We start from the raw sequence: 20,295 nt of genomic DNA on the forward strand, positions 1-20,295 counted from the left end.
TGTCGTTGCTAAAGTTTTGTTGTCCTAAATCACACTTAGGTATTTACACCTAATCCTAAAGTTTCATTTTCCATATAAAGAGGTTCCTTTCGAATTTTGTCTTAGGTCATGTGGTAAAATTTTGTTGCTAATTCCGCATGAATGAAAGGATATGAACATGAAAGTATTTGAAGCTAAAACGTTGCTTTCCGAAGCAGATAAACGCGCAAAAGAATACAAGGAATTAAGAAGTCAGATGGTCAATCTAAAAAAGGCTTTTAAAGCTGTAGCTGATTTAGATGACAGTGAGTTTTCCGGCAAAGGCGCCGACAACATTAAAGCATTTTATCAAGACCACGCAGGTGTAGCTGACAATTGGATTGACTTACTTGATATGAAAATTGCTTTCTTGACAAGCATTTCAGGCGCTTTAGAGGACGCCAGCTTGTCTGACGCATACATAGAAGAATCATTCTTAGAACACGAGCTGGCTAACGCCTACAAAAAATCAAAATCCATTATGTCTGAACAGAAGAAAGCGATGAAAGATATCTTAAATGATATCGACGATATTCTTCCGCTTGATTTGTTCTCGACAGAAGACTTTAAAGACGAACTTGCAGATGCAGAGGACAAACGCAAAAAAACAGTCGATAAATTAGGAAGCGTGGACGAAGCACTTGTTACTGAATACGCCCAGTCAGAGCCAAACGAGCAATTCATCAAGAAGGACTTCCATAAGCTTGAGGAATCAACTGGTAAAGGCAAAAATGCTACACCCATCCACTACAATGCCAAAGCTTATCGAGAAAGTGATATACATAAGAAAAAAGGCGATATTGAGAAACAAACTGAAGCTTATTTGAAGATCAAGAAAGACGAAGCGAAAGAACGAGAAATCAAAGAATTGAAGAAGAAGCTAGCTGACGGAGTTACGGACCCGGATGAATACTTAGAAATTTCCAAGAAGGTCGGCTATGAGAACCTTACCCCTGAACAGCTTGAATTTGTTTCATTTCTCGAACAGCGTAAAGCTTTCTTAGATAACGGAAAAGAAGTGTTGCAAATCATAGGTGATGGCGCCAAAGGTGCGATTGTTGGTGTATACGATCTTGCCAAGGATACCGGTGAAGGAGCTATTCAACTCGGATGGAATATCGGTTGGACAATTGACAACTTAAACAAGGATCCTCAAAAAGTGTTGGATACAGTTCTGGAATACGACTATCAAGCTGCCTTTCAAAGTATGGTTGACACATTGAAGGATGATTGGGATAAAAAAATGATTCACGGGGATGCATACACACGGCTGCACTATGTTACTTATTTGGGCGGAAGTCTTCTGTTGTTGAAAGGTGGAAAGTCCTCTGTCTCAACAGGCTCGAAGGATCTTGCTAAAGTTGGGAAAGCAGCTGGTGGCACAATTAAGAAAAGTGGTCAGTCCGTAAAACAGTTTGTCAAATCTCCTGTCAATCGGTATACTCCTGCATTAGAAGGAATCCTTCAAGATGCTGAGAAAACCATTAACGTGAAAAATACTCCGCTGCTAAAAAGTATTGCGGAAGATAAAAAAGAGAGTGTTCTCACTAAATCTGTCAATCCAAATGGTAATAGAGGCACAAATGGTATTACTAAAAAAACAGTAAAGCACGTATATCATGGAGAAATTAACAGAAAAAACAAAGCTGTCGGTTATCATCATGAGAGTATGATGAGTGGTAGCAGAATAATTCCAGGAACAGAAGAAGTACCTGATATAAACGGGGTATATAGAGCTAAGGTAGAAGTAAAAGGAGTAAAAAAAGTAGCGAAGTCATCTTTCTTTCCAAAAGAATGGGATAGAGTAAAAGTTTACAATACAATTTCCGAAGCTTACAAAAACAAAAAACAAATACGAGATAATAAGTATATCGGCAAAACTTCATCAGGAATTGATGTGGAGATGTACATGAATAAGGATGGCTCAATAGCAACTGCATATCCTTTATATAAAAAACCAAAGGAATGATTGATCATGGAATATTCATTTGAATTTAAAAGAGACCCTTTAGGATACTTAAGAATAGTTCTTCCTACTGAACTAGATTACTTTTCTGATTTCATTGAAGACATTGTTTCGGTGGATGAAGCTGATGAATACTTAAAAATTATTCAAGAAGTATTGGATGGCTCTTCTGAAGAATATGAGATTCAATTAAACACCACCATTGCATATATAAAAAAAGATCAAACAGTCGTAGAACACCTTTATACAGAAAGTGAAAACGACAAAAGTTCCATGGAAACAGAAAAACTTAAAAACCTTATGCTTGTTTGGAGAGACAAGATCCCGGAAAGGTATAAGAGCGTTGATTGAGGCTTTTAGGTCCCTTGAAATTCAAGGGACCTTTTTATTACTTCAATAGTGCTTCAAGTTTTGCTTTTGTAGCTGGTCCGTAAATGCCGTCAGCTTTTAATCCATTCATCAGCTGGAATCGTCTGACCGCATCCGCCGTTTTTGGTCCATAATAACTATCGATCCCGAAATTCTTGGCTTTCTTATCCGGATAGAAATGCAATGCGGCCAGCGCTGTTTGAATCTGCTCAACAGCAGCACTGTGCATCATTGGACTTTTCACTTTGAAGATGCCGGAAGGCAGATTAAAAGATGATTTCTTTTTGCTTGAGCTTGATTTTTTCACCGTTTTGAATGAAGTTGTTTTCTTGATGGATGATTTGCCGCCAAGTGCTTTTAATTCAGCATCAATCGCCGCTTTAACTTCATTCCACCGTCCCTCGTCTAAAATATGGTGCGGGCAATACTTGCCGCTCCAATCTTGGTGCTTCCGCACACGATCAATACCCCATCCGCGTTCTTTAAGAAGCTGAGCCACAAACTTGATGGCCAACTTTTCAGCAGCCCTGTATTTAGGTCCCCCTGACTTGCTGTAGCAGATTTCCACACCGATAGACTTACGGTTCCCCGTGCCGTTTTTGCCGTCTCCCGTGTGCCATGCATTGCGGTCTGTTGGGATGCCCTGCCTTACCTCTTTATCATCAACAACAAAGTGGAAACTCGTTGAACTGGTATTTCCGATCATGTTCTTGTTTTCTCGATATTCAAGCGTATTTGCTCCAATTTAAGGCGCCGCTCGTCCTCTTCATGAGCCAGCTGGTCAAACTGTTTAATTAAGCTCCTGAGCTCTCCCATTGCCCGAGATTGAGCATTCAGGAATGTAGCATGACGATCCCAAGCGAATTGGAACTCCCATTCTTGCTCATCGCCAAATGCACCCGGCTTCTCTTTTTTCAAAACCTTAGTCATGTCGTCTTTATCCTGAACAAACATGATACGCTGTGCCCGGAGAATAACCGCATACTGAATCTGATCCCATATCATATCAGCAGGCGAACGCTCTTGAATCTCTTCCATGATTTCAAGCGTCTCTTCTGGCAGGAATTTAGAGAAAAAGCCGTGAGTCACAGCGTTTTGATTCCTCTGTGGTGCGCCCCCGTTGTTCCCGACTGCATTTTTGTTGCCCGGTTGCCCGCCTTTTTTTGTGTGCACACTTTTTTCAGAGGGTGCACCCTTTTTCCTTTCCCAACCATGCCGCTGCTTCCACGATTTTATGGTGTTCACTGACACCCCGTATTTTTCGGCAAGGTCCTTGTATTTCATGCCTTTGACGTAATCCTTATACGCCTGAATGTGCTTTTCGGCCATCTACATTCACCGCCGCCCCCTTCTGATTCGTGTTGTTTCGGAAAATAAAAAAGAGCCCTATAGGCTCTTAGTGACGATTATCCAACTATCTCCTCAATGGAAAAAATGTGATCTACATTATATAAGACTCCGTCAAATTCATAAAATTTGATTTTGCCTTTACTAATGTCGTCAAGATCAGCTTTAAATCGACCTTGATGATGAACTACTTCACCATTTATAAAAGTGATTTTATAGGTCGCCATGTTTATCACCTCTCTCTCTATCTAAAAAATAATATATCAAAGATTTTCCACCTAAACTATATATTCTCTCTAAACCAAGCCCAAACTCAGAGGCCGTCAGCCGCCAATAGTCTTACCTGAGATTCACTGGACCCGGTTTACAGAGAATATAAAAAAAGAGCCAGAATGGCTCTCCCTTTTTATTCTTCAATTTTAATTGATGATATTTGTGTTGGATTTATAAAATCAACGTCGCTAAGTGGAATCATGCGGTTTTTAAAAACTTTCTCACCATCTAAGAAATCGTATAGTGCGACTTCCAGTACTTCTGTATCTTTTAAGTCATTTATTATAAAATTATCACCATTACTCATTTTTATAGTTACATTCATACTCTCACCTCCCACCTTATTATCGGATAAGGAGCGTGATAAAGGAATAATTTGCAAAATTTGTCGAACGAAAGCCCCTTCATAAATAGGTGGCAGTCGTAAGACAAAAAAAAGCACCTTTAAGGTGCTTTTCAGGTATTATTTTTTAGATTCGGATTGCTCCTGTAAAACTTTAAATGCTTCAGATAACAATTCAGCATAATTATGTACTTCATTAGATTTTGTCTTTGGAGTTGGGAATGCTATTACTGACATATAAATTCTCCCCTCTAAATTTCATTTCCAATCGTATTAACTTTACTAAGGTTCAGTTTAGCCAACTTCTCACTAATTTCCTGTTTTTCCTTCATAAGCTCATTGGAATGTATTCTCTCTGCCCACATTTTATACAGACGAACTGTATTACTAAAGTTATGTTCTATATCCGTTCTGAGGTAGCAATAAACATCGTAATTATGATCTATAAATTCACAAAAGATATGAGAAAGTGGATTAAATGCCAATTCTTCATCAGCTAAACCACTCATCATAGCTGCACTAAAAAACTCTAACTGATTAGCAAGATGACTTACACCTGCATCAAACTTACATTCCAAACTTGCAGGATCTAAAATTTCCGAAGCCAAAAATTCTTTTTTATGGTTTCTTTCAGTAAGTTTAATAGGTTTGCCTTCCAGTCTTGAAGAATACTCCATTTGTAACGGTATAAAAGAAGTTGCAAACCAGTTAAGATACTCTATACTTTTTTCAATTGAGGCTCGCTTATTTTTAGTTCTCATATCTTCTTTCATTAGATTTAATTGTTTAATTGCAATAAAAATACCAGCAGCTAACCCAATACTAGCAATATAATAAAGCATTGTAATGACTTCTTTTACGATTGGATATACATTCATACTATGCTCCTTTCTAAGATAATTCAAGCAAATTGAATCAACTTTTTTTAGTATAATACACCAAATATCGACAGTAAATAACATATTTTAATAATAGGTATGCAAAAATAATGACGATAAATAAAAAAGCACCCTTCAGCTGCGGGTGCCATCAACGTTTCTTTTTATAGCCTTCAATGTCTTTTCTCAAGAATAGGCGATCTCTATTTGTTGTTTTAATCGGAATCAATGTTTTGTAATCAACCAGCTGCTTGAGGTTCTGCCGGCTGCATCCGATAATCTCAATGGCTTCAGATGTCGTTATGACTTCTTTGTCCATGAACTCTCTCAGCTCGTCAATACTTTCAAAAACAAACTTAGTCATTCCGCGTGTTCCTCCATTTTAGGATGATATTTATAATAGTGATTACCAACCAACTAAGAGCCAAAACCATTGTAATGATATCCAAAGTACCAAGATGATCATAATCAAAGTTTGCAAACACTGCCACGAACATAACAAAGAATATTACCGTTGACCCGTCTACTAATTTTTTCATTTGTTTGAGCATGGAACTCAAAGTGTTATAATAAGGTGAGGGGAAGTGAATCCCCTCGGTGACTTATTTGCGACGTTTCTTCTTGGCGGGAGAACGTCGTTTTTTGTTTTTATTATCCTTCATTTCCTTGATGTTCTTGACCATCGTTGTAATTCCGGTAAGGATTGCAACCAGCCAAGCCAAGTCCCGAAGGATAATTTCAACCATTTCCATGCTCTTTCAACACCTCCTTTCGATACTTTAATTATACCATCCATATTTACCACCGTCAATATAAATACAGAGAAAATTTAGGCTTTTTACCAAAAAATATTGTTTTTAGACAAAAAAAACAACCTATTCATGCTAAACAGAATAGGCTGTGTTCTGCTCTATTTTTCATTTTCAAACGGGAACGCTCAATGTTTTTCTGCACTGTTCCTTTTTTAATGTCCAGCAGCTGGGCGATCTCTTCAAAGGACATGTTTTGCACAGTGTGCATAATGAAAATGTCCTTCTCTCTTTCAGTAAGGACAGAAAGGGCATCAGCAATTCTTTCTTTGTCCCAATCGCTTACCTCTCCTTCTGGCTCCTGATTGATCGCATATTCCTCTGGCATTGCATCAATGATACGAGGATCAGCAAGAATCGTTCTTTGGTAAACGTCCCTTCTATCAGCTCCCCGGCGTGCTCCTGGTTGTCTTCCGTTCTGCAGCCATTCGAGAGTAAATTCAATATCGCTGATCATACTGCCAATGATTTTCTTATCGTTCTTTTGTTTGGCTGTCATTTCAATTTCTGGTGTTTCCGAGAATGCCCGATACATCTTTCTCGCTTCTTTTAATGCTCTTTTATATTCAAGAATTAAATCCTGCATTAGCCATCATTCCTTTATTTCAAAATGAATACGTATCATGCCAGTTGTTTGCTTTTTGTTTTGTGATATACTGAAGCCTTGATACCTCTTTCACGCTGATACTGAAGGTTTTGACTAGGAAGGCTTTCAGCTCGTTATAGAGCTCTTCTTTGCCGCAAAAGATATTTACAAGCTTTCCGTTTTTATAAGCGAATCCGTATTTCATCCTGAAACTCCCCTTTTACTTTCTGCGTTTATAAGCGCCGCCTTTGCCGCGTCTGAGTGTTTGCATGTTTGTGTTCATCATTGATTGCCAGAAACGATCTGAGCGCTCCTGTTGCTTCTGTGATGATTTCTTTTTGGCTTGTTTCATGTCCAATCACTCCTTTCATTGCTAGTAATCGCGATAGACATCCAGATAGTTGCGAAATAAAAAACGGACACCGAACAAACAGCGCAATGCTGTAAGTTCAGTGTCCGCAGGCTTTCCGTCTTGGACTTATTTAATTTGAATTATCCTCAGTTAGAGAACTATTATTGTCTGAAAGATTTGAAATGTTCAATGTGCCAGGATCAATTCCCATTAAATGAAAAGCTAATTGGGCCTGTACTAATGAACGTAATTTTTCATCTTGAATTTTATCCGCCAAGTCTATTGATTCTTTTCTATTAGAATTTTCTAATACACTATCATGGTATTCCTTTACACGTATCCGTAGCTTTTGTGACTCCTTTAAGAACATAAGTGAAATCCCTTCAAAAATTAAACTTCCAACAACACTAATTGCACTACTAACAGTGTTGTCTGAGCCAACAGCAAAAATGATGATACCTATTAAAAGGATAAAACCAACTATAGACATAATTAGACCAACATAGAATTGCAAATTTGAATGATTAGTAGCTTGTTGTTGATATATACCCAATGTTCTTTCATATGGTTTTTCATGAAGTTTTTTATAAGGTTTTTCATAGGGTCTTTCATGAGACTTTACTTCTTGTTCTTGTTTCATCACATTTTTTTGTGCTTCTTGTTCTTCTTTTTCATCGAGATTCTTAGTATGTTCTTTAAGAAATTCAAATTCCCTCAATGTCCTTAAGTATCTCTCTTCATGTTTTCTCTTTATAACAGTAAAAACTGTTATAAAGAGAAAGGTAAGGCTAAAAAATACTGACATCAACGCAGAAAGAGCTTCTGGTGAATCAAATAGAGACAAAACATCCTTCAAACCATTTCCTCCTGAAACCGATTATTTACAATAAACCCTATTTTATCATATCGGCTTTAATACGATTTCTATTAAGGATTTTATTGGGTTAATAATTACCCTTTCTCCTCTTTCTTTATATACTTATCAATATCTTTAAAGTAAGCCGCAGCCGTAAATGAAATGATTGCCCCGATCAAAGCAAGGTTCGCTTTCATGTCCGGCCTGTAATCGTGTTGGAAATAAATCCAGAACCCGCATCCTATCAGCAAAAACAATATTCTGAGTGCCATCCAATCCCCCTATTGTTCACAAATGATTAACATTTATTTACAAGGAAAATAATTACTTTTGGCGCATCTATTATATGCCACACAAAAAACTTTAAAGGAGTGTTTCAAAATGAATTTCAAAAAAACGTTGGTTTCTGCATTATCAGTATCAGCATTAGCTTTGGCGGTTAGTGGTGCAGCCTCTGCAAAAGAAGTACAGATTTCTCCAAGTAATACAGCGGAAAGTGTTACGACTGTTTCCGGTCCTATAAAAGTACAAGACTATTCAATTGATTTGGCAGTAGGCAAAACTGCAAGTGTAGCTAATCCAGTAGCTGAAACTTACTCTTCTGATGCTAGTGGAATAGCCAAAGTAGATAAATATGGTGTTGTTACTGGTGTTAGTAAAGGGACTGCCCACATTACTTTATTTAAGTCTGACAGGTCAATACTCGGAGTCGTAACTGTAACTGTAAAATAATCTTTTAAATATTTCCAACCATCAAGAAGGGCCAAATATTGGCTCTTCTTTTGGTTAGAATAACCTTTTGCCTCTTCACCTTACTCCTCCCATTAACCCACACAAAATTCCTCCTCAACGCCCATGCTGCAGCTGTATTACGGGCAGCAGACATCTGGGCGGATTTCTATATTTCAACTAAGTTCACAAAACATTAACAAAAATTCCCTTGGATATTTTTGTATTCTATGCAATAATACAGTTGTATTAAAAAACCAAAGGGAGTGTTTAAAATGAAATTGAAAAAAGTTTTAACAGGTTCCGCATTGTCCCTTGCTTTACTCGTTTCCGCAGCTCCTGCTTTTGCTGCAGGCCCTACCGCAGATGGCGCGAGTCATAAAACTGCAACTCCTCAGGCTGTGTTAAAAACTATATATATCAAAGCTAATACGCGTGGAGAACTTCTTAATGTAACAGTATTTAGTGGTGTTAAATACTATTTAAAAGATGCCTGGCAGAACAGTGATGGCACATGGACTGGTGAATACCAAGGTTGGTATTAAGATTATCTGAGAGATAAGAGATTTTTCTCTTATCTCTTTTTTTGGACAAACCCATTACCTTTCTAATCTATCTTAATCACATTCAGGGCAGCTGTATTCGATCATGCTCACCTTTCCTTTTGTAATGAAGATTTAACAGAAATTCACTCTTCCATTTGTTACTATTGAACTAATCAAATATGTTTGGAGGTAAGTTTTTGGACTACATAAGATTTGTTCTTGAAAAACCACTGGCTGGAATTTTATTCAGTGTTTTAGCAACTGCAGCCATTCTTTATGGTTTAACTCACTTTCCTTATGGGGCTTTATAAAAAGTCCCTATCCCCCTATCCCCGGCAGAACCGCAATTGCAAAGAATAAAACCACCGCAACCCCACCGAGAAGCCAGCCATTTGTCTTATCACGTTTTGCAATGATAGTTTCCTCACCGATCATTTTCAGATCGTCTGACTTTGCAACGAGCACCGGTATGTAATCTGGATGCACTTTCAAATATTCCGCCGCCTGCTCAACTGTCATCGCTTCGTCTTTCGTGGCTTTGACTGCCCACTGGAGCTCAACTTGTAAAGGGATCATTTCACATCACCCTCCAATTCGTTTTGGCCAACTGTTATTGTGAAATTCAGATTAGTAATGATCTTCTCTAATGCCTGTTTGGATCGTTTCCTATCCCCGCTTAAATGCTGAATGTCCTTTTGAGCCTGCCGGAATTGATGAAACGTTACTTCCTGCTGGCGTTTGTTTTCCTCGATGATTTCTCGTTGCTTAACAGCCAGTTCAGCTTGCTCGATAAGCCAAGCAATTTCCTTCTGAGGAATGTATGTCAGTTTTTTTAGACGTTCAATTCTCTCTTACATGTCCGTTCCTCCCCCGCAGGGGAAAGCCCCTGCTATTTAATCTAAACGAGCCAGACCGCCCTTAATTGTTTGAATGATTGTTTCTCCGTGTTCTGGGGCTTCAAGGACATATGCAGTGCCCTCGTTCCCATCTAAAATAAGAATTTGTATTTTGCCCGGCTCGATTGCCTGCTGGATTATTGTATCTTTGCTTAAATTATTTTTTCTTGGGTTGTACATTCTTAGCGCCCCCCTGTGCTATGATAGAAGTACCAGTTCATATCAAAGCGCCGGGCTCTGCTTCGGTGTTTTTTGTGTGTTTAAGGGTCCTTAAAACCGCAACAGAGGAATGGAAATTGATAAAAGATGATCCTATGGAGGGATTGAATTCACTTGAAGCTGAGAATAAGGAAATGAACTTTCTTGAATCGGAAGAAGCAGCTGAATGTATTAAAGTGTTGTATGAAATAGATATTATATTATCTTGCAGCTCTGATCGGGGGGCTTCGTAGTGGAGAAGCTCTTGCTTATGAATGGCACTTGTATGTAGATTGGGCCAAAGGTGGAATATACGTAAATAGATCAATTTCTAAAACAATTAACGGAGAACCTCACGTCAAAAGTCCAAAGTCAAAAAGTTCCTCAACAATTCGTTAAAATGCCTGATTTTTATATGGATGAGTTGGCTAAATATTATCGCATACGGAAAAAAGAAAAATTGTCGCTTGGCGATGCCTGGGAAGGCGGAGAACATCAATATGTATTTCACAGTGGTAAAGGAAAACCTTACTACTATACAACCCCTACCGCAAAATGGGCTAAAATAAAAAAGAAGTACGGCCTAAAAGATATTCGTCTTCATGACTTGCGGCATACTATGGTGGCTCTCCCTATGGAAGCTGGCGAAAGTCTCAGTGCTATTCAAAGAAGAGCTGGACATGCCAGCGCTCGAACAACTAGTGATATTTATGGTCATGTTACCGAGAAACTCGAAAACAGCACAGTAAAACACTTTAACCAGTTCGATCCTAGAAACCTAGCACAAAAACAGAGTTGATTTTGAATTCCCCTTCAAAATCAGCTCAAAAAAATAATTTCGTCCCCAATTCGTCCCCAACTCGATGAATGATGACAAAATCAATAAATAAGCAAAGTAAAAAACCCTTGCTACGCAAGGGTTTAAGCTATGATTCCGACTGGGCTCGAACCAGCGACCTCTACCCTGTCAAGGTAGCGCTCTCCCAGCTGAGCTACGGAATCATGATATGTATGTGTTGCTGGGTATGTTGTTGTCTTTCTGACAAGTTCTATTATATAACCTTCCCTTCTATTCGTCAACTGCTTTTTCAGAAAAACTTTTTTCGGACTTGCTGTTCCGTTCCCCGGCTATTATAATATGTCTTAATTTTCCAACAATAGGAGTGATGGGGTTTTGCATTCTTTGATTTCTTCTGATGATGTTTGGGTATTGTGGGGGTTTATTGCGGTGTGGGCGGCAGTGAGCATCGGGCTGGAGCAGCGCTTTAAGTGGGCGTCCGCTGTGTCGGGTGCTATCATTGCGCTTTTAGGTGCTATGGTGTTTACAAATATAGGAGTGCTTCCTGTTGAGTCGCCTGTGTATGATACTGTGTGGGCTTATGTGGTGCCCCTGGCGATTCCCCTTTTGCTGTTTCAGATCAATGTGCGGCAGATTTTTAAGGAAAGCAGGCGTTTGCTGTTTATTTTTCTGATTAGCTCTGCTGGCACTGTGCTTGGGAGCGTTCTCTCTTTTTTTCTTTTCAAACAGCATATTCCTTATCTCGATAAAATCGGCGGGATGATCAGCGCCTCATATATCGGCGGCGGGATCAACTTTGCGGCGATGGCAGCAAAATTTGAGACACCGGGGGAATATGTGTCAGCTACCGTTGTGGCTGATAATGTTATGATGGCGCTTTTGTTTTTTATATTAATCAGCATTCCTGCAGTTAAATGGTTTCAGCGGCATTATGCTATGCCGTTTGAAGAAAAAGTAAAAGCCGATGGAAAGAGCGGAAACAGTGCAGAAAGCTATTGGAAACGGAAGGACATTTCCTTAAAGGATATCGCTTTTAATGCTGGTGCTGCTTTTGCGCTTGTTGCAGTTAGTGTGAAGATTTCCGGCTTTTTTAAAAGCCTTTTTTCTCATCCCCTTTTGACCGGAACGCTTGGCGATCAGTATCTGATGCTCACGTCTTTAACTGTTTTTATCATTTTTCTATTCCCGCGTTTTTTTGAAAGGCTTAATGGATCTCAAGAGCTTGGAACCTTTTTGATATATTTGTTTTTTGTGGTGATCGGCATTCCTGCAGATCTGCGCTTAATCGTTACCAATGCGCCTTTTATTCTATTATTTGTGTTTATCATTGCGATTAGCAATTTAACTGTTTCCTTAGCCGTCGGAAAATTGTTCCGCGTGCGGCTTGAAGAAATTCTGCTCGCTGTCAACGCTGCTGTCGGGGGGCCTACGACCGCAGCTGCGATGGCAATTGCCAAGGGATGGCGGGAGCTTGTCGCCCCGATCATGCTTGTCGGTACGCTCGGCTACTTAATTGGGAACTATGTCGGCACCTTTATGGGAAACTGGTTTTCTTCTTTCTTATAAAAAGGATTTTTACACTTTCCTCAGAATAATGTAAGAGGAATGCTGACATGAGAACGGAGAGATCACTGATATGTTAAAAGGAAAAAACATCTATGTAAGACCTTTAGAAGTAAAGGATGCGGAAGAAAATCTGCGGCTGCAAAGCGAAAACCAGGATTTCTTTGAACAGTTCTCCATGATACGCGCAGACGATTACTATACGGTTGAGGGGCAAAGAAAAAGAATAGCAGAGTATCAGCAAAGACTGGAGGAAGATGAAGAGTATCATTTTGGCATTTTCGCTGCGTCAGACAATACATTAATCGGGACGGTTTCGCTCTTTCAAATCATTCGCGGGGCGCTGCAAACTGCGTTCATCGGGTATTTTTTAGACAAAGCCCATAATGGAAAGGGCCTTATGACAGAGACCGTCAAATTGATTGTTGATTTTGCGTTTCACGAATTGAAACTGCACCGTATTGAAGCCGGTGTGATGCCCCGCAACCTCGGGTCCATGCGTGTATTGGAAAAAGCGGGATTTCATAAAGAGGGCATCGCCCGAAAAAATGTGAAAATCAACGGCGTTTGGGAGGATCATCAAGTCCTCGCGATTCTGAATCCTGATGATGAATAACAAAAGAAGCCGGGGCCATCCCCGGCTTCTTTTTATCGAACCGCCACTGGCGCAATTTCTTTCAGCGCTTGTGCGAAATCACGTTCTAAATCGTCTGCATGTTCGACTCCCACGCTAAGACGGAGCAGGCCGTCTGTGATGCCGCGTTTTTCACGCTCTTCCTTAGGCATTGCCGCGTGAGACATCGTTGCCGGATAAGACAAAATCGATTCCACGGCGCCGAGGCTTACAGCAAAGACCGGAAGTGATACATTCTCTACTAATTTCTTAACGGCCTCTTTGCTTTCAAGCTCAAAAGATAGCACGGCGCCCGCTCCCGTTGACTGGCTTTTATGGATTTCAGCGCCCGGATGATCAGCCAGCCCCGGATAATACACGCGCTTCACCGCCGGATGCTTCTGGAAAAATTCCGCAAGCCGCTCAGCTGTTTGACTTGCTTTTTCTAAACGGACCTGCAATGTTTTTAATCCGCGCAGCACAAGCCAGCAATCTTGCACGCCAAGGACGGCGCCGAACGAGTTTTGCAGCTTATACAGCTGCTTCCCAAGCTCTTCATCCTTTACAGCAGCCAGGCCTGAGAGCACATCACTGTGTCCGCTCAAGAACTTTGTTGCACTGTGAAGCACAATATCCACACCGAGATCAAGCGGACGCTGCAGTGCAGGTGTCATGAATGTATTGTCCAGAAAGGTCAAACAGCCGTTTTCTTTTGCAAGCTGAACAACCGCTTTAATATCAGTAATCCCAAGTGTCGGATTTGACGGTGTCTCCATATAAATGACCTTTGTATTCGGCTTGATATTCCGCGCCACTTCGTTACTATCCGTCATATCAACAAACGTGTGCTCAATGCCAAACCGGGTCAGCACCTCTGTTACCATGCGGAAGGTTCCGCCATATACATCTTCTGTCACAAGAACGTGGTCACCCTGTGACAGCAATAAAAATGCTGTTGAGATCGCAGCCATGCCTGAACTGAAAGCAAATCCTCTCGTTCCGCCTTCCAGTGCGGCAATTGTTTCTTCGAGTGCTGTTCTTGTCGGCGTTCCTGAGCGGCTGTAATCATATGCGCCAAACTCTTCAAATGAAGATTGGTGAAAAGTTGATGCGTGCTGGATCGGTACACTGACCGCTCCTGTTGTGCCGTCTGTTTTAAATGGATTGTGCACGAGCTGGGTTTCCAGCGTCCAATTGTGATTACTCAAATGAAACAGCTCCCTCTTTGACCTGACATAACGCCTGTTTTAAGTCTTCTTTTAAATCTTCCGCATGTTCAATTCCGACTGAAAAACGCAGCAAGCGATTGCAGACTCCGTTTGCGATGCGGATTTCTTCAGGAATATCCATGTGCGTCTGTGTGGCAGGGTATGTAATAAAGCTCTCCACCCCGCCGAGGCTTTCTGCAAAACAAATGGTCTTCAGCGCTTTTAAAAATGGATTGACCCACTCTTCTTTCTGCAGACGGAAGGACAGCATGCCGCCTTTTCCGGGATATAGTACATCAGAAATTTCTTCCTGCTCTTCTAAAAACGCCGCAAGCTCCTGCGCGTTTGCCTGATGCTGGCGCATTCTGAGGCTCAGCGTCTTCATTCCTCTCATCAGAAGCCACGAATCAAACGGAGGCAGGACGGCGCCGATCGCATTTTGGTGTTGAAACATTTCCTCACCAAGCTGCTCATCCTTTACAACGACAAGTCCCGCAAGCAGGTCGTTATGCCCGCCTAAATACTTGGTTGCACTGTGAATCACAATGTCGGCTCCCAGCTCAAGCGGCCTTTGCAAGACCGGTGTATAAAATGTATTATCAACGATCAGCAGAAGACCGTACTCTTTTGTGATCCGGGCGATCTTTTCAATGTCCGCCTCCTGCATGAGCGGATTTGTCGGTGTTTCCACAAACACCGCTTTTGTATTCGGCGTAATCTTAGAGCGTAAACAGTCCTCATCGCTGAAATCATCGTAATGAAAGGTCAATCCATATTTTTTCCATTCGTTTTCAAACAGACGATATGTGCCGCCATATAGGTCCGATGAAACGATCAGTTCATCTCCGCTTTTAAACAGCGCCATAATCGTTTGGATGGCAGCCATTCCCGAACTGAAGGCAAGCCCTCTCGCTCCGTTTTCTAAGCTGGCGATCGCGTCCTCAACAAGCTGGCGTGTCGGATTTTTTGTGCGGACATAATCAAATCCGGTAGATTCTCCGATTCCTCTGTGGCGGTATGCTGTTGATAAATAAATAGGAGGACTCACTGTTCCCGTTACTTCGTCGCTTCGGTTTCCAATTTGGGCTAATTTCGTTTCAACGTGCTGTGACATATAGCTGACACCTTCCCTTTTCAAAATAAAAAACCCCTTCCTCATAAGAAGAAGGGGTTTAACGCTTCTTCTTATCTTCCAAGCATAAAAAACGCTTGCTGGATTTAGCACCTTGGCGTTTTGCACATAATGCAAAACAAGCCGGTTGCTGAGGTTTCTAAGGGCCAGTCCCTCCACCTCTCACGATAAGAAATATCGATTTCAATTTTCTGATTGTTTTATATTAGCGCAATTTGCAGTTTATTTCAACACTTTTTTCTTCGAGTTCCGAACAGTTTAAAGAGAGAAATTTCTAATAATTCATGGTACAATAATGGAAAACAGCAAGAAAGTCTAGTGATGTCCTGGAGGAATGCATTATGGCACCGAAAAACGGCACAGTGCAAGAAAAGAAATTCTTTTCAAAAGAGCTTAACGAGGAAATGACATTGCTCGTTTATCTGCCGTCCAACTACTCCCCGCTTTATAAATACCATGTCATTATCGCGCAGGACGGCCACGATTATTTCAGGCTGGGGAGAATCGGCAGACAGGTCGAAGAATTGCTGTCCAAGCGAGAAATAGACCGGAGCATTATTATCGGTGTTCCTTATAAGGATGTAAAAGAGCGCAGAAAAACCTATCATCCGGAAGGCTCAAAATTTTCGGCGTATAAACGGTTCATCGCCCATGAGCTCGTTCCGTTTGCGGATGACGAGTATCCAACCTATCAAGTCGGCTACGGTCGGACGCTGATCGGTGATTCTCTCGGAGCGACCGTTTCTCTTATGACAGCGCTTGATTATCCGAATATGTTCGGAAACATCATCATGCAGTCTCCCTATGTTGACAAACATGTATTGGGAGCTGTGAAACAGTCAGACGATATCAAACACCTCTCTATTTATCACCAAATCGGAACAAAAGAAACTGACGTCCACACGACAGACGGAAACATTCTGGACTTTACAGAACCGAATCAGGAGCTGAAACAGCTGCTGGAGGAGAAGCTTTCCGATTATTATTTTGAATCATTTGACGGAGATCACAAATGGACATACTGGCAGCCGCTCATCACGCCGGCGCTGAAAAAAATGCTTTGATATTCTATCATACTTTATTTCCAGGAGGGACATAATATGAAATACGGAATCGTTTTATTTCCATCAAAAAAACTCCAAGACCTTGCGAACTCTTACAGAAAGCGCTATGATCCGAGCTATTCCCTGATCCCGCCCCATTTGACGCTGAGAGCATCGTTTGAATGTAAAGAGGAGAAAGCGGATCAGCTTGTATCACATCTGAGAAACATCGCAAAGGAGTCCCATCCGATCGTTCTCAAAATGACAAAATACAGCTCATTTGCGCCTGTCAATAATGTCATTTACATCAAAGCAGAGCCGACGGAAGAATTAAAAACACTCAATGAAAAATTATACACCGGTGTGTTGGCTGGTGAACAGGAATATAATTTCGTTCCGCATGTGACGGTCGGCCAAAATCTTTCCGACGATGAGCATTCAGATGTGCTGGGACAATTAAAAATGCAGGAAGTGTCGCATGAAGAAATCGTTGATCGTTTCCACTTGCTTTACCAGCTAGAAAACGGATCGTGGACAGTATATGAAACCTTCTTGCTAGGCGGAGGAGAATAATCGTTTGGAAGCAGTTATCGCAAAAAATGAAGAACAAATGAAAGATGCATTTTATGTAAGAAAAGAAGTCTTTGTCAAAGAACAAAACGTACCTGCTGAAGAAGAAATTGACGAACTTGAAAATGAGTCGGAGCATATCGTCGTGTATGACGGCGGAAAGCCTGTCGGCGCCGGAAGATGGCGTATGAAGGACGGCTACGGCAAGTTAGAGCGGATTTGCGTATTGAAAAGCCACCGCTCCTCCGGTGTCGGCGGCATCATTATGAAGGCACTCGAAAAAGCGGCGGCAGACGGCGGCGCTTCCGGTTTCATTTTAAACGCGCAAACGCAGGCTGTGCCGTTTTACAAGAAACACGGGTATCGCGTGCTTTCTGAAAAAAAATTTCTCGATGCCGGCATTCCCCACTTACAAATGATTAAAGACTAAACAGCATCCGGGTCTATTGAGATCCGGATTTTTTCCGCACATAAAAAACCGTTCTCTTGATGTGAACGGTTTTTTATACATATCGATTAATATAAGTGCCCATTCCTTTTTCTCGCAATCTCTTATAAAGAGAGCGCTTACGTTTTGTCTCGTTTACTTTTCTTTCAGCGGCCGTTTGATTCTCCTGCTGCTTTTCAAGTTCCTTGTATACCCGCTGAAACGAGACATAGTTGATTTTTTCGGTTCCGGCGTAATCCTGCTTATGTCCAATCGTTCTATTTGCATATTGAGCGTATTGCTGGTTCTGAATTTGACCTGCATATATCATACGATACCCACCCTTCTGCTGTCTCTTTTCCCTTAAACTTACTTTTTGAAACACGTTTCTTTTGATATGATAGTCTTTGTCTGTAATGAACACCTTTTTTTGATTGGGAGGATCCCTGTTTGAAATGCGCCCGACTGAATGATCGAACTATACATTTACATACATATTCGAGAGAACATTACCAATTCCTCTTTGAAGAAGGAATAAAAGGACATTTATTTTGTTCTCATTGCGGAAAACCCGTTTTGTTAAGGCTCAATATCACCGATCCGCCGGAGTTTATCCACCGCCAGCCAGGCCATTTTCCGGCATGTGAGGAAGCCTGCGAAACGAAACCCGCTAAAGAGGAGAAAAAAGAAGACGATCAGGAATCCGGTGTCTTTCGTTTGCCCAAGGGAAAAGCGATCGCTGCTGAATCGTCTTCAGCTGTCACTGAATGGAAGCGGCCGAGAAGCATTAAACCCGGAACACCATTTGTTCAAAAAACAATAGAACCTGATACGAATCTATTTCCGTCTGTCGGCTTGAACACGGATCAGCTGAAAGCTGTCACGGAAACGGAAGGCCCACTGCTAGTGCTTGCAGGTGCGGGAAGCGGGAAAACACGGGTGCTAACGGCTCGCGCCGCCCACATGATTGAACACTTAGACATACCGCCGGAAAACATGCTGCTTGTCACCTTTACGACAAAAGCCGTCGCCGAAATGAAAGAGCGTATGGCGAAGCAGTACGGATTACAGCCTGCAAAAGTGAGAAGACTTGTCACCGGAACATTCCACAGCTTGTTTTATAAGATTTTGTATCACTATGATTCTGCTAAATGGAACGGCGAGCATCTGCTGAAAATGGAGTGGCAGCGGGAACAATATATCAAAAAAGCACTCTATGAAGAAGGTATAGATGAGAAGGATTTCCCTGTTGATCAGGCCCTGCAGCAGATTGGTTTCTGGAAAAACACTTATGTGCCGAATGAACGCATCCCTTTACAAGATGAGTGGGAAAAACAAGTCTATCGATTATATGAACATTATGAACGCCAGAAAAAAGAGCACAACCAATTTGATTTTGATGACATGGCTTCAGCCTGCTATGAATTGTTTATCGATCGGCCGGATCTTCTGGAACAATATCAATCTCGGTTTACTTATATCTTAATTGATGAGTTTCAGGACATTAACCCGGTTCAATATAAAATCATGCAAATGCTGGCAAGCCCGGAGCAAAACCTGTGCTGCGTCGGTGACGATGACCAGTCTATCTACGCATTCCGCGGAAGCAATCCGTCTTTTATTCTTGATTTTCAAAAGGATTACCCTGGAGCGAAGACGATCTATTTAACCGCGAACTACAGGTCTACGCACCCGATCGTCTCCAGTGCTGATATCGTCGTGAAAAAGAACAAAAACAGGTATGCCAAAATGCTTGAAGCGGCGCGAGATGACGTCCAGGTCCCTGTGCTGTTTTATCCTTATGACGAAGAGGAAGAAGCAACAATGGTCGTTTCCGATATCAAAGAAAAAATTCAAAACGGGGCAAGACCTGAAGACTTTGCAGTTCTCTACCGCACAAACAGCGGAGGCCGTGCTATATACGAAAGACTTCATCATTCGTCAATTCCATATACAGCAGACCGCGGCGTCCAATCGTTTTACAGCAGACGGATCGTCCGCCAGATTCTCGCATACTTGTACGCCAGCCAAAATGAGGATGACACTGAGGCGATTAAGCACTTGCTGCCAGCCTTGTTCTTAAAACAGTCCGCTTTGAACACGCTGAAGGCGCTCTCGATTACCGAGGACTGCTCCATGATTAAAGCGCTGGCCAAACTGTCTGATCTAAAGCCATTCCAGCTGGACAAAATCAAGAAGATCGTACCGTTTTTCGCAAGCCTCCGCACAATGAAGCCGGTGGAAGCGATCACCTTTGCAGAAGGAAAAATGGGCTTCTCCGAGTATTTAAAAAAACGGGGCAATGAGAGCAACAAGCTGGAAAAAGGATCCGATGACCTGCGTGACATCAAGGTCGTCGCCAAGAAGTTCAAAACGATTCCTGATTTTCTCGCCCACGTAGACCATATGAGAGCCGCTGAGAAAAACAAAACGGATGAAAATGGCGTTCAGCTGATGACCATTCACCGGTCAAAAGGGCTTGAATTCAAAACCGTCTACGTGTTAGGCACGGTAGATGGCTCGATTCCGCACGATTTCTCATTAGAAACAGCGAGAAAAGGAGATGAAGCTCCTCTTGAGGAAGAAAGACGCCTTTTATATGTCGCCATGACCCGGGCCAAACAGCATTTATATTTGTCTTGTCCCGCAAACAGGCGCGGCAAAACGGCCCACCGTTCAAGATTTTTATATCCTCTTTTACAGCAAGCAAGACATCCCTTGCATAACTAACAGTCCGGCAGTGATCTGCCGGGTTTTTTCTATAAAAAAGGCCCG

General features: G+C 41.6%; 24 protein-coding genes, 1 tRNA gene, 4 pseudogenes and 1 riboswitch. Of the genes and pseudogenes, 11 read left to right on the forward strand and 18 right to left on the reverse strand.

From position 1 onward, the window contains the following. Positions 1-157 precede the first annotated feature (157 nt). Both AC0DBE_RS08770 and AC0DBE_RS08775 read left to right on the forward strand, forming a co-directional pair. Positions 158-1,987 (forward strand): T7SS effector LXG polymorphic toxin, encoded by a 1,830-nt coding sequence (locus tag AC0DBE_RS08770; RefSeq protein ID WP_472961830.1) that lies wholly within the window; start codon positions 158-160, stop codon positions 1,985-1,987. Positions 1,988-1,993: 6 nt separating this feature from the next. Further along, positions 1,994-2,335, forward strand: a complete 342-nt coding sequence (locus AC0DBE_RS08775) for a tRNA-Val4 (RefSeq protein WP_472961832.1) — start codon at positions 1,994-1,996, stop codon at positions 2,333-2,335. Between the two features lie 37 nt (positions 2,336-2,372). On the opposite strand, the pseudogene AC0DBE_RS08780 reads toward AC0DBE_RS08775, so the two are convergent. From AC0DBE_RS08780 to AC0DBE_RS08835, 12 genes and pseudogenes are all read right to left on the reverse strand, one after another. Beyond that, positions 2,373-3,050, reverse strand: a pseudogene (locus AC0DBE_RS08780) (peptidoglycan recognition protein family protein); the annotation flags it as partial. A gap of 11 nt (positions 3,051-3,061) precedes the next feature. Continuing rightward, positions 3,062-3,682, reverse strand: a pseudogene (gene terS, locus AC0DBE_RS08785) (phage terminase small subunit); the annotation flags it as partial. A 77-nt stretch (positions 3,683-3,759) separates the two neighbouring features. Beyond that, positions 3,760-3,927: a hypothetical protein gene (locus AC0DBE_RS08790; RefSeq protein WP_242734969.1), complete on the reverse strand. Its 168-nt coding sequence runs from the start codon at positions 3,925-3,927 to the stop codon at positions 3,760-3,762. A gap of 179 nt (positions 3,928-4,106) precedes the next feature. Next, entirely contained in the window at positions 4,107-4,298 is a 192-nt protein-coding gene (locus AC0DBE_RS08795) for a hypothetical protein (protein WP_242734971.1), read from the reverse strand. Between the two features lie 269 nt (positions 4,299-4,567). Then, positions 4,568-5,194 (reverse strand): hypothetical protein, encoded by a 627-nt coding sequence (locus AC0DBE_RS08800; RefSeq protein WP_242734973.1) that lies wholly within the window; start codon positions 5,192-5,194, stop codon positions 4,568-4,570. A gap of 151 nt (positions 5,195-5,345) precedes the next feature. Then, complete coding sequence (locus AC0DBE_RS08805) at positions 5,346-5,558, reverse strand: transcriptional regulator (protein ID WP_044445062.1); 213 nt, start codon at positions 5,556-5,558, stop codon at positions 5,346-5,348. Positions 5,559-5,796: 238 nt separating this feature from the next. Further along, on the reverse strand, positions 5,797-5,946 hold the full coding sequence (locus AC0DBE_RS08810; RefSeq protein ID WP_186302382.1) for a hypothetical protein: 150 nt from the start codon (positions 5,944-5,946) through the stop codon (positions 5,797-5,799). A gap of 127 nt (positions 5,947-6,073) precedes the next feature. Continuing rightward, a complete protein-coding gene (locus AC0DBE_RS08815) occupies positions 6,074-6,589 on the reverse strand; it encodes a sigma-70 family RNA polymerase sigma factor (protein WP_472961835.1) in 516 nt (171 codons plus the stop codon). A gap of 35 nt (positions 6,590-6,624) precedes the next feature. Beyond that, positions 6,625-6,794: pseudogene (locus AC0DBE_RS08820) on the reverse strand (hypothetical protein). Positions 6,795-6,809: 15 nt separating this feature from the next. Then, the gene (locus AC0DBE_RS08825) at positions 6,810-6,941 is read right to left on the reverse strand and encodes a hypothetical protein (protein WP_061187235.1); all 132 of its coding nucleotides are present in this window, start codon (positions 6,939-6,941) and stop codon (positions 6,810-6,812) included. Positions 6,942-7,071: 130 nt separating this feature from the next. After that, the gene (locus AC0DBE_RS08830; RefSeq protein WP_061187234.1) at positions 7,072-7,797 is read right to left on the reverse strand and encodes a TRADD-N-associated membrane domain-containing protein; all 726 of its coding nucleotides are present in this window, start codon (positions 7,795-7,797) and stop codon (positions 7,072-7,074) included. Between the two features lie 95 nt (positions 7,798-7,892). Next, the gene (locus tag AC0DBE_RS08835) at positions 7,893-8,069 is read right to left on the reverse strand and encodes a hypothetical protein (RefSeq protein WP_157883191.1); all 177 of its coding nucleotides are present in this window, start codon (positions 8,067-8,069) and stop codon (positions 7,893-7,895) included. 109 nt (positions 8,070-8,178) lie between these two features. Between AC0DBE_RS08835 and AC0DBE_RS08840 the strand changes: the two genes are divergently transcribed. After that, complete coding sequence (locus tag AC0DBE_RS08840; protein ID WP_061187233.1) at positions 8,179-8,529, forward strand: Ig-like domain-containing protein; 351 nt, start codon at positions 8,179-8,181, stop codon at positions 8,527-8,529. A gap of 272 nt (positions 8,530-8,801) precedes the next feature. Then, a complete protein-coding gene (locus AC0DBE_RS08845; RefSeq protein ID WP_061187232.1) occupies positions 8,802-9,071 on the forward strand; it encodes a hypothetical protein in 270 nt (89 codons plus the stop codon). Positions 9,072-9,389: 318 nt separating this feature from the next. Here AC0DBE_RS08845 and AC0DBE_RS08850 read toward each other — a convergent pair whose 3' ends face one another. Together AC0DBE_RS08850 and AC0DBE_RS08855 are read right to left on the reverse strand one after the other, a co-directional pair. Next, positions 9,390-9,647 (reverse strand): hypothetical protein, encoded by a 258-nt coding sequence (locus tag AC0DBE_RS08850; RefSeq protein WP_061187578.1) that lies wholly within the window; start codon positions 9,645-9,647, stop codon positions 9,390-9,392. A gap of 317 nt (positions 9,648-9,964) precedes the next feature. Continuing rightward, complete coding sequence (locus AC0DBE_RS08855) at positions 9,965-10,147, reverse strand: XtrA/YqaO family protein (RefSeq protein WP_061187579.1); 183 nt, start codon at positions 10,145-10,147, stop codon at positions 9,965-9,967. Positions 10,148-10,236: 89 nt separating this feature from the next. Between AC0DBE_RS08855 and AC0DBE_RS08860 the strand changes: the two are divergent. Continuing rightward, positions 10,237-10,964 (forward strand): annotated as a pseudogene (locus tag AC0DBE_RS08860) (site-specific integrase); the annotation flags it as partial. A gap of 130 nt (positions 10,965-11,094) precedes the next feature. Here AC0DBE_RS08860 and AC0DBE_RS08865 read toward each other — a convergent pair. After that, positions 11,095-11,167, reverse strand: a tRNA-Val gene (locus AC0DBE_RS08865). A gap of 172 nt (positions 11,168-11,339) precedes the next feature. Between AC0DBE_RS08865 and AC0DBE_RS08870 the strand changes: the two genes are divergently transcribed. Next, positions 11,340-12,530: a DUF819 family protein gene (locus tag AC0DBE_RS08870; protein WP_472961839.1), complete on the forward strand. Its 1,191-nt coding sequence runs from the start codon at positions 11,340-11,342 to the stop codon at positions 12,528-12,530. Between the two features lie 70 nt (positions 12,531-12,600). Beyond that, complete coding sequence (locus AC0DBE_RS08875) at positions 12,601-13,143, forward strand: GNAT family N-acetyltransferase (RefSeq protein WP_014113411.1); 543 nt, start codon at positions 12,601-12,603, stop codon at positions 13,141-13,143. Between the two features lie 32 nt (positions 13,144-13,175). Here AC0DBE_RS08875 and metC read toward each other — a convergent pair whose 3' ends face one another. Continuing rightward, a complete protein-coding gene (metC, locus tag AC0DBE_RS08880; protein ID WP_061188379.1) occupies positions 13,176-14,348 on the reverse strand; it encodes a cystathionine beta-lyase in 1,173 nt (390 codons plus the stop codon). Beyond that, the gene (gene metI, locus AC0DBE_RS08885; protein ID WP_072566832.1) at positions 14,341-15,462 is read right to left on the reverse strand and encodes a cystathionine gamma-synthase/O-acetylhomoserine thiolyase; all 1,122 of its coding nucleotides are present in this window, start codon (positions 15,460-15,462) and stop codon (positions 14,341-14,343) included. The genes metC and metI overlap by 8 nt, the downstream gene beginning before the upstream one ends. A 68-nt stretch (positions 15,463-15,530) precedes the next feature. Continuing rightward, a riboswitch (SAM riboswitch) is annotated at positions 15,531-15,654 on the reverse strand. A 167-nt stretch (positions 15,655-15,821) separates the two neighbouring features. On the opposite strand from metI, the gene AC0DBE_RS08890 reads away from it, so the two are divergent. The 3 genes from AC0DBE_RS08890 to AC0DBE_RS08900 are packed head-to-tail and all read left to right on the forward strand — an operon-like array spanning position 15,822 to position 17,523. Continuing rightward, entirely contained in the window at positions 15,822-16,544 is a 723-nt protein-coding gene (locus AC0DBE_RS08890) for an esterase family protein (RefSeq protein WP_014113408.1), read from the forward strand. Between the two features lie 36 nt (positions 16,545-16,580). Continuing rightward, the gene (locus AC0DBE_RS08895; protein ID WP_014113407.1) at positions 16,581-17,096 is read left to right on the forward strand and encodes a YjcG family protein; all 516 of its coding nucleotides are present in this window, start codon (positions 16,581-16,583) and stop codon (positions 17,094-17,096) included. 4 nt (positions 17,097-17,100) lie between these two features. Then, positions 17,101-17,523, forward strand: coding sequence for a GNAT family N-acetyltransferase (locus AC0DBE_RS08900; RefSeq protein WP_090557725.1), 423 nt, complete (start codon positions 17,101-17,103; stop codon positions 17,521-17,523). A 73-nt stretch (positions 17,524-17,596) separates the two neighbouring features. On the opposite strand, the gene AC0DBE_RS08905 is transcribed toward AC0DBE_RS08900, so the two are convergent. Then, positions 17,597-17,851, reverse strand: a complete 255-nt coding sequence (locus tag AC0DBE_RS08905) for a hypothetical protein (protein WP_003224670.1) — start codon at positions 17,849-17,851, stop codon at positions 17,597-17,599. Positions 17,852-17,970: 119 nt separating this feature from the next. Between AC0DBE_RS08905 and AC0DBE_RS08910 the strand changes: the two genes are divergently transcribed. Further along, the gene (locus AC0DBE_RS08910; RefSeq protein WP_472961844.1) at positions 17,971-20,250 is read left to right on the forward strand and encodes an ATP-dependent helicase; all 2,280 of its coding nucleotides are present in this window, start codon (positions 17,971-17,973) and stop codon (positions 20,248-20,250) included. Positions 20,251-20,295 lie beyond the last annotated feature (45 nt).

It is taken from the genome of Bacillus sp. VA15 (assembly GCF_055721145.1).

Bases quoted from the DNA above. Each gene is read 5' to 3' on its own strand.
- AC0DBE_RS08845 (WP_061187232.1), top strand. From the start codon at position 8,802: ATGAAATTGAAAAAAGTTTTAACAGGTTCCGCATTGTCCCTTGCTTTA.
- AC0DBE_RS08790 (WP_242734969.1), bottom strand. From the start codon at position 3,927: ATGGCGACCTATAAAATCACTTTTATAAATGGTGAAGTAGTTCATCAT.
- AC0DBE_RS08875 (WP_014113411.1), top strand. From the start codon at position 12,601: ATGTTAAAAGGAAAAAACATCTATGTAAGACCTTTAGAAGTAAAGGAT.
- AC0DBE_RS08840 (WP_061187233.1), top strand. From the start codon at position 8,179: ATGAATTTCAAAAAAACGTTGGTTTCTGCATTATCAGTATCAGCATTA.
- AC0DBE_RS08905 (WP_003224670.1), bottom strand. From the start codon at position 17,851: ATGATATATGCAGGTCAAATTCAGAACCAGCAATACGCTCAATATGCA.
- AC0DBE_RS08805 (WP_044445062.1), bottom strand. From the start codon at position 5,558: ATGACTAAGTTTGTTTTTGAAAGTATTGACGAGCTGAGAGAGTTCATG.
- AC0DBE_RS08835 (WP_157883191.1), bottom strand. From the start codon at position 8,069: ATGGCACTCAGAATATTGTTTTTGCTGATAGGATGCGGGTTCTGGATT.
- AC0DBE_RS08825 (WP_061187235.1), bottom strand. From the start codon at position 6,941: ATGAAACAAGCCAAAAAGAAATCATCACAGAAGCAACAGGAGCGCTCA.
- AC0DBE_RS08815 (WP_472961835.1), bottom strand. From the start codon at position 6,589: ATGCAGGATTTAATTCTTGAATATAAAAGAGCATTAAAAGAAGCGAGA.
- AC0DBE_RS08850 (WP_061187578.1), bottom strand. From the start codon at position 9,647: ATGATCCCTTTACAAGTTGAGCTCCAGTGGGCAGTCAAAGCCACGAAA.
- AC0DBE_RS08795 (WP_242734971.1), bottom strand. From the start codon at position 4,298: ATGAATGTAACTATAAAAATGAGTAATGGTGATAATTTTATAATAAAT.
- AC0DBE_RS08770 (WP_472961830.1), top strand. From the start codon at position 158: ATGAAAGTATTTGAAGCTAAAACGTTGCTTTCCGAAGCAGATAAACGC.
- AC0DBE_RS08895 (WP_014113407.1), top strand. From the start codon at position 16,581: ATGAAATACGGAATCGTTTTATTTCCATCAAAAAAACTCCAAGACCTT.
- AC0DBE_RS08800 (WP_242734973.1), bottom strand. From the start codon at position 5,194: ATGAATGTATATCCAATCGTAAAAGAAGTCATTACAATGCTTTATTAT.
- metI (WP_072566832.1), bottom strand. From the start codon at position 15,462: ATGTCACAGCACGTTGAAACGAAATTAGCCCAAATTGGAAACCGAAGC.
- AC0DBE_RS08775 (WP_472961832.1), top strand. From the start codon at position 1,994: ATGGAATATTCATTTGAATTTAAAAGAGACCCTTTAGGATACTTAAGA.
- AC0DBE_RS08855 (WP_061187579.1), bottom strand. From the start codon at position 10,147: ATGTACAACCCAAGAAAAAATAATTTAAGCAAAGATACAATAATCCAG.
- AC0DBE_RS08810 (WP_186302382.1), bottom strand. From the start codon at position 5,946: ATGGAAATGGTTGAAATTATCCTTCGGGACTTGGCTTGGCTGGTTGCA.
- AC0DBE_RS08890 (WP_014113408.1), top strand. From the start codon at position 15,822: ATGGCACCGAAAAACGGCACAGTGCAAGAAAAGAAATTCTTTTCAAAA.